This is a genomic window from Rhodococcus sp. 15-2388-1-1a (genome assembly GCF_002259145.1).
GTDB lineage: Bacteria > Actinomycetota > Actinomycetes > Mycobacteriales > Mycobacteriaceae > Rhodococcoides.
In genome coordinates, this window is sequence record NZ_NPFP01000021.1 from 142,090 (window position 1) to 157,762 (window position 15,673).

General features: G+C 66.8%; 13 protein-coding genes. 1 reads left to right on the forward strand and 12 read right to left on the reverse strand.

Going from position 1 to position 15,673, the window contains the following annotated elements; translation table 11 throughout:
* Positions 1–127: 127 nt before the first annotated feature.
* From CH302_RS14495 to mraZ, 12 genes are all read right to left on the reverse strand, one after another.
* Positions 128–922, reverse strand: coding sequence for a cell division protein FtsQ/DivIB (locus CH302_RS14495; protein WP_082323732.1), 795 nt, complete (start codon positions 920–922; stop codon positions 128–130).
* Positions 919–2,424 carry a UDP-N-acetylmuramate--L-alanine ligase gene (murC, locus tag CH302_RS14500; protein WP_052047839.1) on the reverse strand — a complete coding sequence of 502 codons (1,506 nt, stop codon included), beginning with the start codon at positions 2,422–2,424 and terminating at the stop codon, positions 919–921. The genes CH302_RS14495 and murC overlap by 4 nt, the downstream gene beginning before the upstream one ends.
* Positions 2,425–2,487: 63 nt before the next feature.
* Positions 2,488–3,630 (reverse strand): undecaprenyldiphospho-muramoylpentapeptide beta-N-acetylglucosaminyltransferase, encoded by a 1,143-nt coding sequence (gene murG / locus CH302_RS14505; RefSeq protein WP_217903120.1) that lies wholly within the window; start codon positions 3,628–3,630, stop codon positions 2,488–2,490.
* Positions 3,627–5,237 carry a putative lipid II flippase FtsW gene (ftsW, locus tag CH302_RS14510; RefSeq protein WP_094649963.1) on the reverse strand — a complete coding sequence of 537 codons (1,611 nt, stop codon included), beginning with the start codon at positions 5,235–5,237 and terminating at the stop codon, positions 3,627–3,629. The genes murG and ftsW overlap by 4 nt, the downstream gene beginning before the upstream one ends.
* Positions 5,234–6,706 (reverse strand): UDP-N-acetylmuramoyl-L-alanine--D-glutamate ligase, encoded by a 1,473-nt coding sequence (gene murD / locus CH302_RS14515; RefSeq protein WP_037192807.1) that lies wholly within the window; start codon positions 6,704–6,706, stop codon positions 5,234–5,236. Before murD ends, ftsW begins: the two co-directional genes overlap by 4 nt.
* Positions 6,707–6,709: 3 nt before the next feature.
* Positions 6,710–7,795 (reverse strand): phospho-N-acetylmuramoyl-pentapeptide-transferase, encoded by a 1,086-nt coding sequence (gene mraY, locus CH302_RS14520; protein WP_032394385.1) that lies wholly within the window; start codon positions 7,793–7,795, stop codon positions 6,710–6,712.
* Positions 7,792–9,300 (reverse strand): UDP-N-acetylmuramoyl-tripeptide--D-alanyl-D-alanine ligase, encoded by a 1,509-nt coding sequence (locus tag CH302_RS14525; RefSeq protein WP_037192808.1) that lies wholly within the window; start codon positions 9,298–9,300, stop codon positions 7,792–7,794. Before CH302_RS14525 ends, mraY begins: the two co-directional genes overlap by 4 nt.
* Positions 9,297–10,898, reverse strand: coding sequence for a UDP-N-acetylmuramoyl-L-alanyl-D-glutamate--2,6-diaminopimelate ligase (locus tag CH302_RS14530; protein WP_037192810.1), 1,602 nt, complete (start codon positions 10,896–10,898; stop codon positions 9,297–9,299). The genes CH302_RS14525 and CH302_RS14530 overlap by 4 nt, the downstream gene beginning before the upstream one ends.
* A 158-nt stretch (positions 10,899–11,056) precedes the next feature.
* Complete coding sequence (locus CH302_RS14535; RefSeq protein WP_037192812.1) at positions 11,057–12,913, reverse strand: peptidoglycan D,D-transpeptidase FtsI family protein; 1,857 nt, start codon at positions 12,911–12,913, stop codon at positions 11,057–11,059.
* Positions 12,910–13,704, reverse strand: a complete 795-nt coding sequence (locus CH302_RS14540) for a hypothetical protein (protein WP_371828449.1) — start codon at positions 13,702–13,704, stop codon at positions 12,910–12,912. Before CH302_RS14540 ends, CH302_RS14535 begins: the two co-directional genes overlap by 4 nt.
* On the reverse strand, positions 13,701–14,732 hold the full coding sequence (rsmH, locus tag CH302_RS14545) for a 16S rRNA (cytosine(1402)-N(4))-methyltransferase RsmH (RefSeq protein WP_037192814.1): 1,032 nt from the start codon (positions 14,730–14,732) through the stop codon (positions 13,701–13,703). The genes CH302_RS14540 and rsmH overlap by 4 nt, the downstream gene beginning before the upstream one ends.
* Before the next feature lie 220 nt (positions 14,733–14,952).
* The gene (gene mraZ, locus CH302_RS14550; RefSeq protein ID WP_027497352.1) at positions 14,953–15,384 is read right to left on the reverse strand and encodes a division/cell wall cluster transcriptional repressor MraZ; all 432 of its coding nucleotides are present in this window, start codon (positions 15,382–15,384) and stop codon (positions 14,953–14,955) included.
* Positions 15,385–15,476: 92 nt separating this feature from the next.
* Between mraZ and CH302_RS14555 the strand changes: the two genes are divergently transcribed.
* Positions 15,477–15,673, forward strand: a 197-nt coding sequence (locus CH302_RS14555) for a hypothetical protein (protein WP_141216655.1), incomplete at its 3' end; no start/stop codon positions are given.

Sequence of the window (15,673 nt, forward strand, 5' to 3'; positions counted from 1 at the left end):
TCAACCTAAACCACAGGCTTAGAGTTATGTCAAGTACTGAACTGGTCGAAACGCTATTCATCGCCGACGACTATCGCCATTAGGCGCGCCGACGCCGCGCGAGAAATTCCCATCACGCGCGTCGAAACTATTTGGTGGTGGGCAGATCCGGACTCGACACGTCGAAGATCTGCCCGGGCTGGGACAGCAACGCGATCGCAACTGCGGCCTTGCGTTCCGAGTCGTCCTTGCTGCCCCACACCACGGTGCGCCCGTCGAGCAGCAGAATCGAGATGTCGGACAACGTGCTCGCCCGCACCTCTCCCGCCTGATCGCGCAGCAGCGGTGGCAACGTATCGAGAACCGCGAGTGCATCTTCGGTCACCGGATCACCGAACACCGGGTTGTCGGTCACCAGACGCACCACTCCGGGCGGTGGTGGCGCGATCGCAAAATCGACGCCGGTGGAGTCGAGGAGATGGGTGCCATCCGGAGAATCGAAGAACGCCACCGGAACTCGCTCCTCGACCGTCACCTGAACGGTGGACGGATACTTCCGCTGCACGCGAACCGTGGCCAGTGCCGGAATCGTCGCCACCCGCTGCGCCGCGGCCGCCGTGTCCACCCGAACCAGCGGAAGGCCGACGGGGACGTCGAGCCGTTCCAGGATCTCCTCCTCGGACACCGACGATGCCCCCGCGACCGCAATGGTGCGAACGGACAGCAACGGTGTGAAGTACACCAGCACAGCTGATCCCACCACGACGACCACCACGGCCAGCGCGATGAGCAGGGCCTTGCGCCGCGACCGCTTCACCCGGGCGCGCTCTTCTTCCCGCGCCAGAGCGCGCGCCTGCTTGTCGGTGACCGCGGACGGCGAATCACCCTCTCCTGCAGCTGTTCCCGACCTCGAAGAACGGACTCGATCGGAGCGGCGGGTCACGTCGACGGCCGATCCTTCGGTACTCCGCGGCCGGTCGCAGCACCGAAATCGGTCTTCGAGCGAAGCGCATCGAGAATCGGTCCGCCGAGCATCGTCACGTCGCCTGCGCCCATGGTGATGACGACATCGCCGGGCATACTCAAATGGGCGACCTGCTTGGCCACCAACGACAGATCGGGCTGGTAGTTGACCGGCTTGGTCACCGACGCGGCAACCAGCGCCCCCGTCACACCGGGCAACGGTTCCTCGCGCGCGCCGTAGACGTCGAGGACGACGATCTCGTCGGCCAACGACAATGCGGCACCGAACTCCTCGGCGAACGTCGCGGTCCGCGAGTACAGGTGCGGCTGAAACACCACCACCACCCGTCCCTGCTCGACGCCCGAACGGTCCTGGCCCGCCACGAGAGCCTGCGCGGCCGTCAACACCGCACGCACCTCGGTCGGGTGGTGCGCGTAGTCGTCGAACACGCGGACGCCGTGCTCACGCCCGGTGAACTGGAAGCGCCGGTGGACTCCGCCGAAACCGGTGAGCCCGGCCAGCAATTCCTCGACACCGGCACCGACCTGACGCGCCGCGACGAACGCCGCCAGCGCGTTGAGGGCGGTGTGGCGTCCCGGAACACCGAGCCGAACGGTGCGCGCCGCGTCCTCGCCTGCGATCTGCAACTGCGCGACACCGCCGATGTCCTCGGGCTCCCACGCCAGCAGTCGAACGGCCATCTCGACCGGCCCCGCGTCGACGTCCGAGGACCCGTATCCCAGCACCTTCACTCCGGGAAGGTTCCGCTCGACCACGCGGCGAGCCAGCGCCGCCGAACCCGGATCGTCCATACAGGCCACGAGCACACCGCCCGGACCGAGCAGCGCGGCGAAATCGTCGAACACCTGAACGTAGGCGTCGGTGGTGCCGAAGTAGTCCAGGTGATCGGCCTCGATATTGGTCACGATGATGACGTTGGCCGTGTACTGCAGCAGCGAGCCGTCACTCTCGTCCGCCTCGGCCACGAACACGTCGCCGCTGCCGTGGTGGGCGTTGGTCCCGGCCTCGTTGAGTTCTCCCCCGACGGCGAACGACGGATCGAACCCGCAGTGCTGGAGGGCGACGACCAGCATCGAGGTCGTCGACGTCTTCCCGTGCGTACCCGAGACCAACAACGTGCGGTATCCCTGCATGAGAGAGGACAGCACGGCCGGTCGCAGCACCACCGGGATTCCGCGTTCCCGAGCTTCGACGAGTTCGGGATTGGACTGGGGAATTGCGGCGTGGGTCGTCACCACCACGGTGGGTCCGCCGTCGATCATGTCCAGAGCGCTGGCGTCGTGACCGATGCGGACCTGGGCACCGCGTGCACGCAATGCGAGCACGCCGCGCGATTCCTTGGCATCCGAACCCGACACCTGTCCCCCGCGAGCCAGCAGGATCCGCGCGATGCCGGACATTCCGGCACCACCGATGCCCACCATGTGTACTCGTTCGAGCTCTGCCGGCAGATCCGACATCGCACCCTCAGTTGTCACGCGGACGTCTCCCTCGTTCTCTTCTCATGCTCGACGCCGCCGAGCTCAGCGCCGCGCCGCGTGCGCGGTGTCGAGCACGATCTGCGCGACGGCAGCTGCTGCGCCCTTGTGCCCGGCACCGGCGGCGGCACGAGACATGGTGGCAATTCGTTCGGTGTCGGCCAGCAGCGCGACCACCGTCTCGCACACGTACTGCTCGGTCAGTGTCGCATCGGATACCAGGATGCCACCTCCGGCGTCGACCACCGGACGGGCATTGAGTTCCTGCTCGCCGTTGCCGTGCGGCAGGGGTACGTAGACGGCAGGCAACCCGGTCGCGGAAACCTCGGCGACCGTCATCGCACCGGACCGGCAGATCGCGAGGTCCGCGGCCGCATACGCCAGATCCATTCGGTCGATGTACGGACGCGCGACGTACGGCGCGTCCGGATTGCGCTGCTCGACGTCGAGCGAGTTCTTGGGACCGTGAGCGTGCAGAACCGAGATGCCGGCGTCGGCGAGGGCCGCCGCGGCTCCGGACACCGCATCGTTGAGCGATCGGGCCCCCTGCGAGCCGCCGAACACCAGCAGCACCCGGCCTTTCTCGGGCAGACCGAAGTGCGCACGAGCTTCCGCGCGAACCGCGGCCCGGTCGAGTTCGGTGATGGTGGGACGCACGGGAATTCCGATCACATCCGCGTCGACGGCACCGCGTGCGGCGATACCCGAGCCCGCGACCGCGGCGAGCACCCGCTGGGCCGACCGGGCACCGACCTTGTTGGCGATGCCCGCTCGCGCGTTGGCCTCGTGGATCACCACGGGAATTCGGCCGCCGCGGCCGAACAGGCGACCGCGGGCAGCGAGATAGGCAGGCAACGCGACATAGCCGCCGAATCCGACGAGTACGTCGGCCTCGACGGCCGCAAAGATCTCTCGGGTGCGGCGCACCGATCGCACGACGCGCAGCGGCAACTTGAGCAGGTCGACGGTGGGCTTACGGGGCAGCGGAACGGGTGGAATGAGTTCGAGCGCGTACCCGCGAGCCGGGACGAGCGTCGTCTCCAGACCACGGCTACTGCCGAGAGCGGTCACGGTCACGGTGGGGTCGAGGACACGCAAGGCATCGGCCACAGCGAGCGCGGGCTCGATGTGCCCGGCCGTTCCGCCCCCGGCAACCACCACGGAAATCGGTCGAGATGTCTGCTTCACCGTCGATATCCTCGCTCACCCGAGCGGACGGGCGGGCGACCGGGTTGTGGTTCCGGCCGCGGACGGTATGCCGATCGGGATCCGGCGGCGGGCTCTCGCCGGACGGGCTCGCCACGACGGGGGTTGCCGCGGGACGAATCGCCCCGGTACGCAGCCGATGTGGGCGCCATCGTGTCGGTCCGTGAGCTGGAGACTCGAGTGCGGGTGCGACCGGGCTCGGCTGCCCTCGCTGCGCGACCGGGCTCGGCTGCCCTCGCTGCGCGACCGTCCTTGCCCTGGCCCTTACGGGACTCGAGACGCTTGCGATCCTGCGCCGCCAGCGTGGGGCGAGTGGACTTCGACCGTGCCATCGCGGCTCGCTTGGGCGAGAACACGGCGGGCAGCGGCAGCTTCAGGGCTCGCGCGATACGGCCTTCCTGCCCCGCGTGCAGGGCTGCGATCGCCTCCGGTTCGTGCCGGGCGGCGCTCGCGATGATGCCGAACATCAACAGCGTGAACGCGGTCGAGGTGCCACCGTAGGAGACCAGCGGCAGCTGTAGGCCGGTCACCGGCAGCAGCCCGACGACGTAGCCGATGTTGATCATGGCCTGGCCGAACACCCAGCACGTAGCACCTGCGGTCAGCAGGCGCAGGAACGGATCGACCGAACGCATGGCGATACGCAGGCCGGTGTAGACGAAGAGACCGAACAATCCGATGACTGCGAGGCAGCCGATCATCCCGAGTTCCTCGCCGATGATGGCGAAGATGAAATCGTTGTGCGCGTTGGGCAGGTAACTCCACTTCGCGCGGCTCTGCCCGAGTCCGCGACCGAACATTCCGCCGTCGGCCAGTGAGTATTTCGCCTGGGTCGACTGATACGACAGGCCCTGGGTGTCCTCACCCGGATTCAGCCAGGCCTTGACGCGATTGGATCGGTAACCGGCGGTGAACGCGAGCACGGTTGCCAGCGCCAGACCGGTCATCAGCACCGCACCGAACAGCCGAGCGTTGAGGCCGGCGAACCACAGCAGCGCCACCAGGATGATGCCGAGGGCGATGGCAGTACTGAGGTTCGGCTGGAGCACGACGAGCAGACACATCAGCAGACCCGCAGGAAGCAGCGGCACCAGCAGCGACTTGATGTTGCCGTGCTCGCTGCGACGCGAGGCCAGCAGGTGCGCGCCCCACAGAACCAGCGCGACCTTGGCCAGCTCGGACGGCTGGAAGGACACGACGCCGAAGTCGAACCAGCGGCGCGCACCTTGACGTTCGGCACCGATACCGGGAATGAGCACCAGCATCAACATGGTGATCGAGACCAGGAACAGCGGAAACGACAGCTTCCTGAGGTACCGAACCGGCAGCCGGAGAGCGACGTAGAACGCCACGACTCCCAGCGCGACACCGATCAGCTGCTGTGTGAACAGCGCGTACCCGGACTCGTCGGCTGCGAAGGATTCGGCGGACGACGCCGACAGCACCATCACCAGGCCCAACACCGTGAGCAGTACTGCGATCGTGACGATGAGGTGGAAGGACGCGAGCGGCCTGCCGAACCACAGGCCGATTCGGGTGCGCGGAGCGGCGGTGCGGCGAGGCGGACGCGGCGGATGACCGGCGGTCACGATCGCGGCGATCCGATGTCGGTGGCATCGAGGCGCTGGACCGACTCGGCGAAGCTGCGGCCGCGGTGGCCGTAGTCGACGAACATGTCCAGTGACGCGGCGGCCGGGGCCAGCAGGACCGTATCCCCCGGCGCGGCGAGTTCGGCCGCATGGGCCACGACCGCCCGCATCACCGCATCAGCATCTTCAGCACCATGAGTCACACCAGCATCGTCTCCCGAAGGGAGCCTGACGACCGGAACATCGGGCGCGTGTCGCGCCAAAGCCTCTGCGATCTGCATCCCATCGCGCCCGAGAACGACCGCGGCCACGAGCCGATCGGCGATCTCGACCACCAGATCGTCGATCACCGCACCCTTCAACAGCCCACCCGCGATCCACACGACGCGATCGTGCGCAGAAATCGAGGAGCGGGCAGCGTGCGGGTTCGTTGCCTTCGAATCGTCGATGAACGTCACCCCGCCGAGCTCGCGCACCACCGCAGCACGATGCGGTCCCACTCGGTAGGTCTGCAGCCCCACCCGAACAGCTCCGGCCTCCACTCCGATCGAACGAGCCAGCGCGCCTGCAGCGAGCGCATCGAAGACGCCGGACGGGCCGCTCGGCTCCACGTCGTCCGCAGCGAGAAGATCGACGTCCTCCCCGAAGGCGTTGTCCACGAGCATCCCCGCCCGCACTCCCAGCTCACCCGAGGCCGGCTCACCCAAACGGAAACCGACGACGGTCGCCGCCGCAGACCCGGCCGCCAGGCCCGCCGCCCTCGAGTCGTCGAGACCGACCACCGCGACATCGCCGCTCAACGCACGAGCCTTGGCCTGGACGTACCCGTCCATACCGCCGTGCCAATCGAGATGGTCCTCGGCGATGTTGAGCACCACGCCCGCCGCCGGACGCACCGACGGAGCCCAGAACAACTGGAACGACGACAACTCCACCGCCAGCACACTCGGATGTGGGGTGCCGCGCAACGCGTCGGCGATGGGGAGTCCGATGTTGCCGCAGGCGACCGACTCGATGCCTGCGGCGTCGAGTATCGACGCCAGCATCGAGGTGGTGGTCGTCTTTCCGTTGGTGCCGGTGACGACCAGCCAGCGGGTTCGGGGTCCGTACAGCTCGACTCGGTCCACGTGCCAGGACAACTCGACATCGCCCCACACCGGAATGCCCTGCTTCGTGGCAGCGGCCAACACCGGAGAGTCGGGTCGAAACCCTGGACTGGTGACGACGAGCGAAAACGCTGCGAGCGCCGCTGGATCGGCGAGCAGGTCGTCCTGCAGCACCACCGCAGCACCGGAGTTCGACGCCTCGTCCAGCGCGGCACGATTGGAGTCGGTGACCGTGACGACGGCACCGAGATCGAGCAGTGGTCGCACGACGGCGAGTCCCGAGATGCGGGCACCGGTCACCAGCACCGCACTGCCACGCAACCAGGTCAGGTCGGTCCGAGAGTCGTGCACACGATCGTCCATGCTCTATCCGCCGACAGCAGCGAGGTACTCGCTGTAGAACAGAGCGAGTCCGACGGCCGACGCGATGGCGGCCAACAACCAGAACCGGATGATCACCGTCGTCTCGGCCCATCCGGCCAACTCGAAGTGATGATGGAACGGTGCCATGCGGAACACGCGTCGGCGACTGGACCGGAACACCGCGACCTGGATGACGACCGACGCGGCCTCGGCGACGAACAGTGCACCGATGACCACCATGATCAGCTCGGTCTTGGTCACCACCGACAGGCCTGCGATCAGACCGCCGAGGGCCAGTGATCCGGTGTCGCCCATGAAGATCTTGGCCGGCGCGGCGTTCCACCACAGGAAGCCGATGCAGGCTCCCGCTGCCGAGGCGCAGACCAGAGCCAGGTCGAGGGGATCTCGGACGTCGTAGCAGCCGGGGGCAGGACCGGCGGGCCCAGCACACGCCTGGCGGTACTGCCAGAAAGTGATGACGGTGTAAGCACCGAGCACCAGCGTCATCGACCCGGCGGCGAGGCCGTCGAGTCCGTCGGTGAGGTTGACCGAGTTGGACCACGCGATCACGAGCAGGCAGACGAAGAACACGAAGACCACCGCGGACATCGACCACGTGGCGATGTCGCGAACGTACGACAGTTGGGTGCTGCCCGGAGTGAGCCCGCTCTCGCTGCGGAACTGCAACACCAGGATCGCGAACAGCACGGCCGCCGTTATCTGACCGACGTACTTGCCGGTGGCGTTCAGACCCAGGTTGCGCTGCTTGCGGATCTTGATGAAGTCGTCGAGAAATCCGACGAGACCGAGCACCGTGGTCAGGCCGAGAACGAGCAGGGCCGAGGCCGAAGGACCGTCCGCGTCGTAGCCGATGCCGATCAGATGCGAGCCCCAGTACCCGGCCCAGATGCCGACCAGAATCGCGACGCCGCCCATTGTCGGTGTGCCCCGCTTGGACTGGTGACTCGCCGGGCCCTCCACCCGGATCTCCTGGCCGAAGCCCTGTTTCGAGAAGGTCTTGATCAGGACCGGGGTCAGCAGAATCGCGACCGCGAGTGCGATGCCTCCGGCGAACAGGATCTGCCTCACTGCTCACCCTCCGCAGCGACACCGGAGGCATCGGCCAGCAGAGCGTCTGCGACGGTCCACATCGCCCCGGACTGCGAGGCCTTCACCAGCACGATGTCGCCGGGACGCACCTCCTCCTGCAGCACTTCGATCGCCGATTCACGGTCGGGCACCAGCATCGATTCCTCGCCCCACGAACCTTCCATGACTGCACCCTGATGCAGCGCACGAGTAGGACGTCCCGAGTCGACGATGATCAGACGATCGACGTCGAGGCGGACGGCGAGCCGGCCGATCGCGTCGTGCTCGACCACCGAGTCCGAACCCAGTTCGCCCATCTCCCCCAGCACCGCCCAGCTGCGGCGTTTCGGTCCGTCGTCGCGACGCGACATCGACACCAGCGCCTTGAGTGCAGCGCGCATCGAATCGGGGTTGGCGTTGTACGAATCGTTGACGACGGTGACGCCGTCGGCGCGGGTGCGCACGTCCATCCGCCTGATCGACGTCGGTGCGGCCGTCCCGAGCGCCTGAGCAACCTGCGTCAGCGTTGCTCCACACTCGAGTGCGACGGCCGCTGCCGCGAGGGCGTTGCCGACCTGATGCTCACCGTGCACCGCCAGCGTGATCGGTACCGAACCCGCTGCGCATTCGAGCGTGAACGACGCCCGGGCGTCGGTGTCGACCTGCACGTCGAGCGCCCTGATGTCGGCATCTGCGTTGCGTCCCACCGTGACGACGGATGCCGTTGTGCGGGTGGCCATCTCGGCGACGAGCCGGTCATCGATGTTGAGAATCGCCACTCCCCCGGCGGCAGCACTCGGCAGTGCTTCGACCAGTTCGCCCTTCGCCAGTGCGATGGCCGCGCGCGAGCCGAACTCGCCCAGGTGCGCGGTGCCGACGTTGAGGACCACCCCGATCCTGGGCGGTGCGAGCGTGGCGAGTTCGGCGATGTGGCCGATTCCCCTGGCGGACAACTCGAGACAGAGGAAATCGGTCTCGGCATCGGCTCGCAGCGCCGTCCACGGATGTCCCAATTCGTTGTTGAACGATCCGGGCGGTGCCACCACCGAGCCCAGGGGCTCGAGAACCGCAGAGATCAGATCCTTGGTGGAGGTCTTCCCCGAGGATCCCGTCACGCCGACGACGGTCAGGCCGTGTCCGGCGGTCAACTCGAGCACCGAAGCCCGGGCCAGAGCGCCCAGTGCGGTCAACACTGCCGAACCGGAGCCGTCGGGGTCGTTCTCGAGCGCCATCGCACGACTGTCGTGCGGAACCGGGTGCACGACCACGGCCGGTACACCCACCGGACGCGCGGCCAGCACCAGGGCCGCACCGGCGGCAACCGCGTCGGCGGCGTGGTCGTGACCGTCCACCTTCGCTCCGGGGAGGGCGAGGAAGATACTGCCGGGGGTCACCTTGCGGGAGTCGAACTCCATCGGCCCCGGCACCACGACGGTCGGATCCGGCACGTCGTGCACCGTGCCTCCGACGATCTCGGCGATGCGGTCGATCGAGAGTGGGATCACCGTACGCCCGCGCTCGTGCCGACCCGACGCGCATCGATGGCCGAGGCCAGTACCACTCGGTCGTCGAACGGATGCTTCACACCCGCTACCTCTTGGCCGGTCTCGTGCCCTTTACCTGCGATCAACACAACATCCCCTTCACGTGCCCACGCCACGGCCTGCTCGATCGCCGCTGCGCGGCCTGCCACGTTCCGTACTTCACCGCGGGCCTCGTCGGGCACCGACAGCGCGCCGTCCTCGACGGCCTGCCGAATGGCGGCCGGATCCTCGCTGCGCGGGTTGTCGTCCGTCACCAGCAGCAGCTCGGCACCGCGCGCTCCAGCAGCGCCCATCAGCGGACGCTTCGCAGTGTCGCGGTCGCCACCTGCTCCGAGCACAACCGCTATCCGTCCGCGCGAGGATTCGCGCAGCGTCGCCAGCACGGCCTCGACGGCCGCAGGCTTGTGCGCGTAGTCGACCACCGCGAGGAAGTTCTGTCCACGATCGATCCGTTGCACGCGACCCGGCACGTCGACCGTCGCGACCCCGGCCACAGCGCTGCGCACATCGGCCCCGGCCGCAGCGCAGGTCGCCAACGCGAGGACGGTGTTGGCGACGTTGTAGCGACCCGGCAACCGGACCGAGACCGGAAGCGAAGCCCCCTGCGGATCGGCGACGGTGAACGACTGCGTGCCGTCGTCGTGCTTGGCCCAGTCCGAGACCGTCCACTGCGACTCGGCACCGGTCGACGCGGTCACCACGGTGGACCCGGCCGATCGAGCGATGTCTGCCATCCGCACGCCCCACGCGTCGTCGACACAGACGACAGCGGTGTCGGCACGAACCGCCGAGTCGGCCGCGAACAGGCGACTCTTGGCCGAGAAGTAGTCCTCGAGAGAATCGTGGAAATCGAGGTGGTCCTGCGAAAGATTGGTGAACGCACCGATCGCGAAACGGGTGCCGTCGACCCGGCCGAGGGACAACGCGTGCGAGGACACCTCCATCACCACCGTGTCGACACCCTCCTCCACCATGACGGCGAAGAGCGCGTGCAGTTGCGGAGCCTCGGGAGTGGTGAGCGCGCTCGGTACGTGCCGGCCGAGAACACGTGTCTCGATGGTCCCGATCAGACCGCACCGACGACCGGCAGCGGTCAGGCCGGCTTCGAGCAGATACGACGTCGTCGTCTTTCCCGACGTACCGGTGATACCGATGACGGTCATCTTCGACGACGGGTTGCCGTACACCAGAGCGGAGATCGCCCCCAACACCTGGCGCGGACGTTCGTGCACGAGCACCGGAAGCTGTCGATCCGTGCCTGCGAGCGCTCCCCGCACGATCTCGAGTCCGGCCGGGTCGGTGAACACCGCCACCGCACCACGCTCGATCGCGTCGGCGACGAACTCGGCACCGTGTCGAGAAGATCCGGGCAGTGCTGCGAAGAGATCGCCGGGAAGAACGGACTGTGCTCGCAGATCGATACCGGTCACGCTCACACCGGCGGGGTCGCCCTCGCCGATCGTTGCACCGACCGCGGACGCCACCTCCCGAACTTCGGTGTGTGGTGGATGCGCCGGACGTGAACCCGGAGCCGGTTGTGAATCCGATGACACAGTCACTCCTGCTCCCTTCCTCTCTACTGCCGGCCGCGCGCCTGCCGCGGCTCGATCACGCCGCGGCGACAGCCGAACGAACACGGACGAGCCGATGTGTCAGATTACCGGCGTCCGGGACAGTCATGTCGCCGCCCCGACTCCCGAACCGGCGGGTCGGAATCTCAGTCCGCCTGCAGAACCAGCTTGGGTCCGGGGTCGGCGGACATCGGCACGCTGTCCCGCTGCAGCATCCAGCTGGCGATGTTGTGGAACAGCGGTGCTGCCGACTGACCGCCCGAACCGTCCGCGCTGCGCGTCGGGGCGTCGAGCATGATTCCGATCACGTAGCGGGGATCGTCCGCGGGCGCGATACCGGCGAAAGTGATCCAGTAGTTCGAGTTCGAGTAGCACTTGCACTCGGGGTCGACCTGCTGAGCCGTACCTGTCTTGCCACTGATCTGGTAACCCTCGACGCCCGCAGCGACTCCGGTACCGCGCTGATTTCCGGTGTCGTCCTGGGTGACGGATCGGAACATGTTCCGGACCGTCTTCGCGGTATCGGGACTGACCACGTACACACCGTCGGGCTGCTGGGTCTCGGTTCGCTGACCGTTGGCGTCCACCGTCGCTTCGACGATCCGCGGCGGGATGCGGACTCCGTCGTTGGCGATGGCCTGGTACATCCCGGTCATCTGCAACAGCGTCATGGACAGTCCCTGACCGATGGGGAGGTTGGCGAACGTGCCGCCCGACCACTGATCACGGCTCGGTACGTTTCCCGCGCTCTCGCCGGGCAGACCGACGTCGCTGCGTTGGCCGAGGCCGAACCTGGTGAGCATGTCTGCGTAGCGATCCTCCCCGACGCGCTGCGCCAGCATGAGGGTGCCGACGTTCGACGACTTACCGAACACACCGGTCGACGTGTACGGCGCGACGCCGTGGTCCCACGCATCCTTGACCGACACGCCGGACATGAAGATGCTGCCCGGTACCTGCAGCACCTCGTCGGGTGTGGTGAGTCCGTACTCGATGGCTGCGGCCGCGGTGATGATCTTGTTCACCGAACCGGGTTCGAACGGCGTGGTGACGGACAGATTGCCCATTTCCTTGGTGCGCTCGTTGTTGCCGACCCCGATACCGGGGTTGAAGGTGTTGTCGTTCGACATGGCGAGCACCTCGCCGGTGTGCGAATCCTGCACGTACGCCGAGGCGTTCTTCGCTCCCGACAGGTCCTTCGCCAGCTGCACCTGCTGCTGCACGTAGTACTGCAGATCTGCATCGATGGTCAGTTCGACGCTCGAACCGTTCACGGCCGGCTGCTTGTCCCGCCAGCTTCCGGGAATGACGGCACCGTCGGATCCGCGGTCGTAGGTCTGCGAACCGTCGGTTCCGGCCAGGGTCGCGTCGAGCGAATCCTCCAGACCGAGCAGACCGTGTCCGTCCCATCCGGTGGCACCGACGATGTTCCCGGCCAGCGATCCGCCCGGGTACTCACGGATGTCCTGACGCTCGAGTCCTACCTGCTTGAAATCCTTGCTGATCTTCGACGCCACGGTGGCGTCCACCCCGCGGGCGAGGTAGGTGAACTCGTCGTTGCTCTTCAGCTTCGCGAGCAGGTCCTTCTCGCTGATCACATCGCCGAGGTCGCTGTGGATGCGCGCGGCGATGTCCTCGAGGTACTGATCCGTCTCCGGTTCGGTCGGGTCCTTCGCCCGGGCCTCGTCGAGTTCCTTGCGAACCCGAACCGGTTGGAACGTCAGCGCTTTGGCCTCCATCGTGAAGGCGATCGGGTTGCCGTTCCGGTCCAGGATGGATCCACGCATCGCCGGATCGACGAGCGTGGTGGTGCGTTGGGACGCCGACTCGGCCGACAACCTCGGCGCGTCGAATCCCTGAATCCACAGCAACTGGGCCGCCGCGACGGCGAGCGCCATGTACATCAGAACGCGGCCGGTGCCGTGGCGAAACCGAAAGGTGGACGAGTCGAGACGCTTTCGGCTCGGCGGCCGACGGCGTGGAGCAGGCGAAGGCCTGGTCACTGCCCGTCACCCGATGCTTCGCCGGTGGGCTCGGGGGCTTCGACCGCAGGTGTTTCGAGCGAGGGGATGCTCATGGGAACCAATTGTTCAGCAAGCGCGGTGTTTCCAGCTCCATTGCTTGTATTCGGCGTGGCGGCACGGGTGTCGATCGTTCCCGACGTCCGATTGGGCTGCGAGGCGCTTCTCGGCGTCTGTTGCTGCTGTGACTGTGTGCTCGGATTCGCGACGGTGCCCTCGCCTGCGGCCGCGGACGTTACCGGATCGAGTGGTGCCACCGGTGCACCGTCGGCCGGAGCCGGGGTACCGACGACCTGGACGCCGCCGTCCGGCGCGACGATGAGATGCGCAGAGTTCTTCACCGGGACCATTCCGAGCTCGGCGGCCTTGCGCGCCAACTCCGGAGCCGACTCCGCCAACTCGACATCACGCTGCAGCGACGCCCGCTGCTGAGCCAGTTCGGCATTGACGGCCTTGGCGGCGCTGAGATCGTAGGAGTCGCCCGCGGACCGAGTGGTCAGCAGCAACGTCAGACCGAGACCGATGGCGAGCAGGCCGATGATCAAGGCGACGAACGGAATTCGCGCTGCAATAGCGCTCCCGTTCAACGAAGGCCGCGCACCGGTTCCGGATCCACGCGCAGAATCCGAGGTGTGGATCGACGCGCGCTGTTGCCTGCGCTCGTATGCGCGCAGTGCAGCACCGGATCGTCCACCGCCCTTACCCGTACGTTCGTGCCGCGGCGCTGGAACCCGATTGCGTTGTGTTCCAACGGTTGTGCCTGGAACCGTCATTCCGCTCTCCTTGCAATCCGTTCGGCGGCGCGCAATCTCACCGGAGCCGAACGTGGGTTGACGTCGATTTCTGCATCCGAGGCACGCTCGGCACCTCTGGTCAGGAGCCGAAACTCCGGACCCATTCCGGGTAGCTCGACCGGCAGCCCCTCGGGACTGCGCGACTTGATCCGAGGTGCCAACTCCTGCTTGACAACTCGATCTTCGAGCGATTGATACGACATGAAGACCACCCGGCCGCCGACAGCCAACGCGTCGAGCCCGGCAGGGACCGCCGCCTTCAACGAATCCAGTTCACCGTTGACCTCGATGCGCAGTGCTTGGAAGGTGCGCTTGGCAGGGTGTCCGCCGGTGCGCCGCGTCGCGGCCGGAATTGCGGCATAGAGCAATTCGACCAACGGGCCGCTCGTGGTGAAGGGCGTGTGCTCTCGTCGACGCAGTACAGCCGAGGCGATCTTGCCGGCGAATCGTTCCTCGCCGTAGGTGCTGAGAACCCGGGCGATGTCGCCGTGCGAGTACGTGTTGAGCACGTCTGCGGCGGTGATTCCCACGGTCGGATTCATTCGCATGTCCAGTGGGGCGTCGACGGAGTACGCGAATCCGCGATCGGACTCGTCCAACTGCATGGACGACACTCCGAGGTCGAACAGGATGGCGTGAACGGAATCGACCGCAGGCAGGCCTGCCTCGTCGAGCGCGTCGGCGATGCCGTCGTAGGTCGTGTGCACCAACGTGATTCGGTCGGCGAACGGAGCCAACCGGGCTCCGGCCAGCTCGAGCGCGTCGGGGTCCCGGTCGAGTCCGATGAGATGCAGGTGCGGATAGGTCCGCAGGAAGTGCTCGGCGTGACCGCCGAGTCCGAGGGTTGCGTCGATCATGACTCGGGTGTCGCCGGTGGATTCGAGTGCGGGTCCGAGCAATTCGTCGGCTCGTTCGAGTCGAACCGGAACGTGGACCGGGCCTGCGGATCGACGGTGGGTTCGGTCGGCGGACGACTCGTTGTCGTCCGGTCCGGTGCCCTCCGTCATGGTTCCTCCCGGTCGCGCGTACGTACTTCTCGCCCGGGTCCGGGCCGTGCGGGTCGCCCACCGAAGCCGATGCGAATGCATCGAGGTCCCTGTCCGATAGGGAACCTGGCGTTGGGGAAGAACGTCAGGGTCCTGATCTGCGAAACCTGGCGTTGGGGAAGAACGTCAGGGTTCTGATCGGGCAGAGGCCTCGCTGCACTCGCAGGCGACCTGGTTGGGGCTACAAGATCCCTCCGAGGGACTCGTCGAAAGCGTCGGAGAAATCCTGCTCGTTCTCAGCGGAGTAGCGCGCCCACGCTTCGTCGTTCCAGATTTCGATGAAGTCCATCGAACCGATCACCACGCAGTTTCGTTCGAGCCCCGCATAGCGGCGATGCTCGGGACTGATGGTGATACGACCCTGTCCGTCCGGCCGCTGTTCGTCGGTTCCCGAAAAGAACTGACGAACGTAGGCACGGGCTTTGGGGTTGGCACGAGAAGCCGCCGTCAATTTCCGTGAGCGCTCTGCGAAGTCCGCCGCGGTGTAGACAGCGAGGCTGAAATCCTGCCCCTTGCTCACCATGACTCCTCCTGCAAGCGCGTCCCGAAACTTGGCCGGCAACGTGAGTCGACCTTTGTCGTCGAGCTTCGGCGTGTAGGTACCGAGAAACACTCGCCACCTCCAGCCTCGACTCTCCGCTGCGGACCACTTTACCCCACTCTCCCCCACTTCGAACCATCCATGGCCGGAAAACTTTGACCGAAATGACATTCATGCAGCTCAGCGTGCACAAGATCGGCGTCGCCGGCCGCGACGCCGCGGGCGACATCGCCGGTTCGATTCGGGAGCGACAGCGCTGGAGTCCATCGTTGAAGCCGCCTGACCAGCACCTCGGCATCGGGCGTGGTGAACGAACGCAGATCTCGACCCTCCAGTGGGGCTCGGGTGGGGAGAAGTGGGG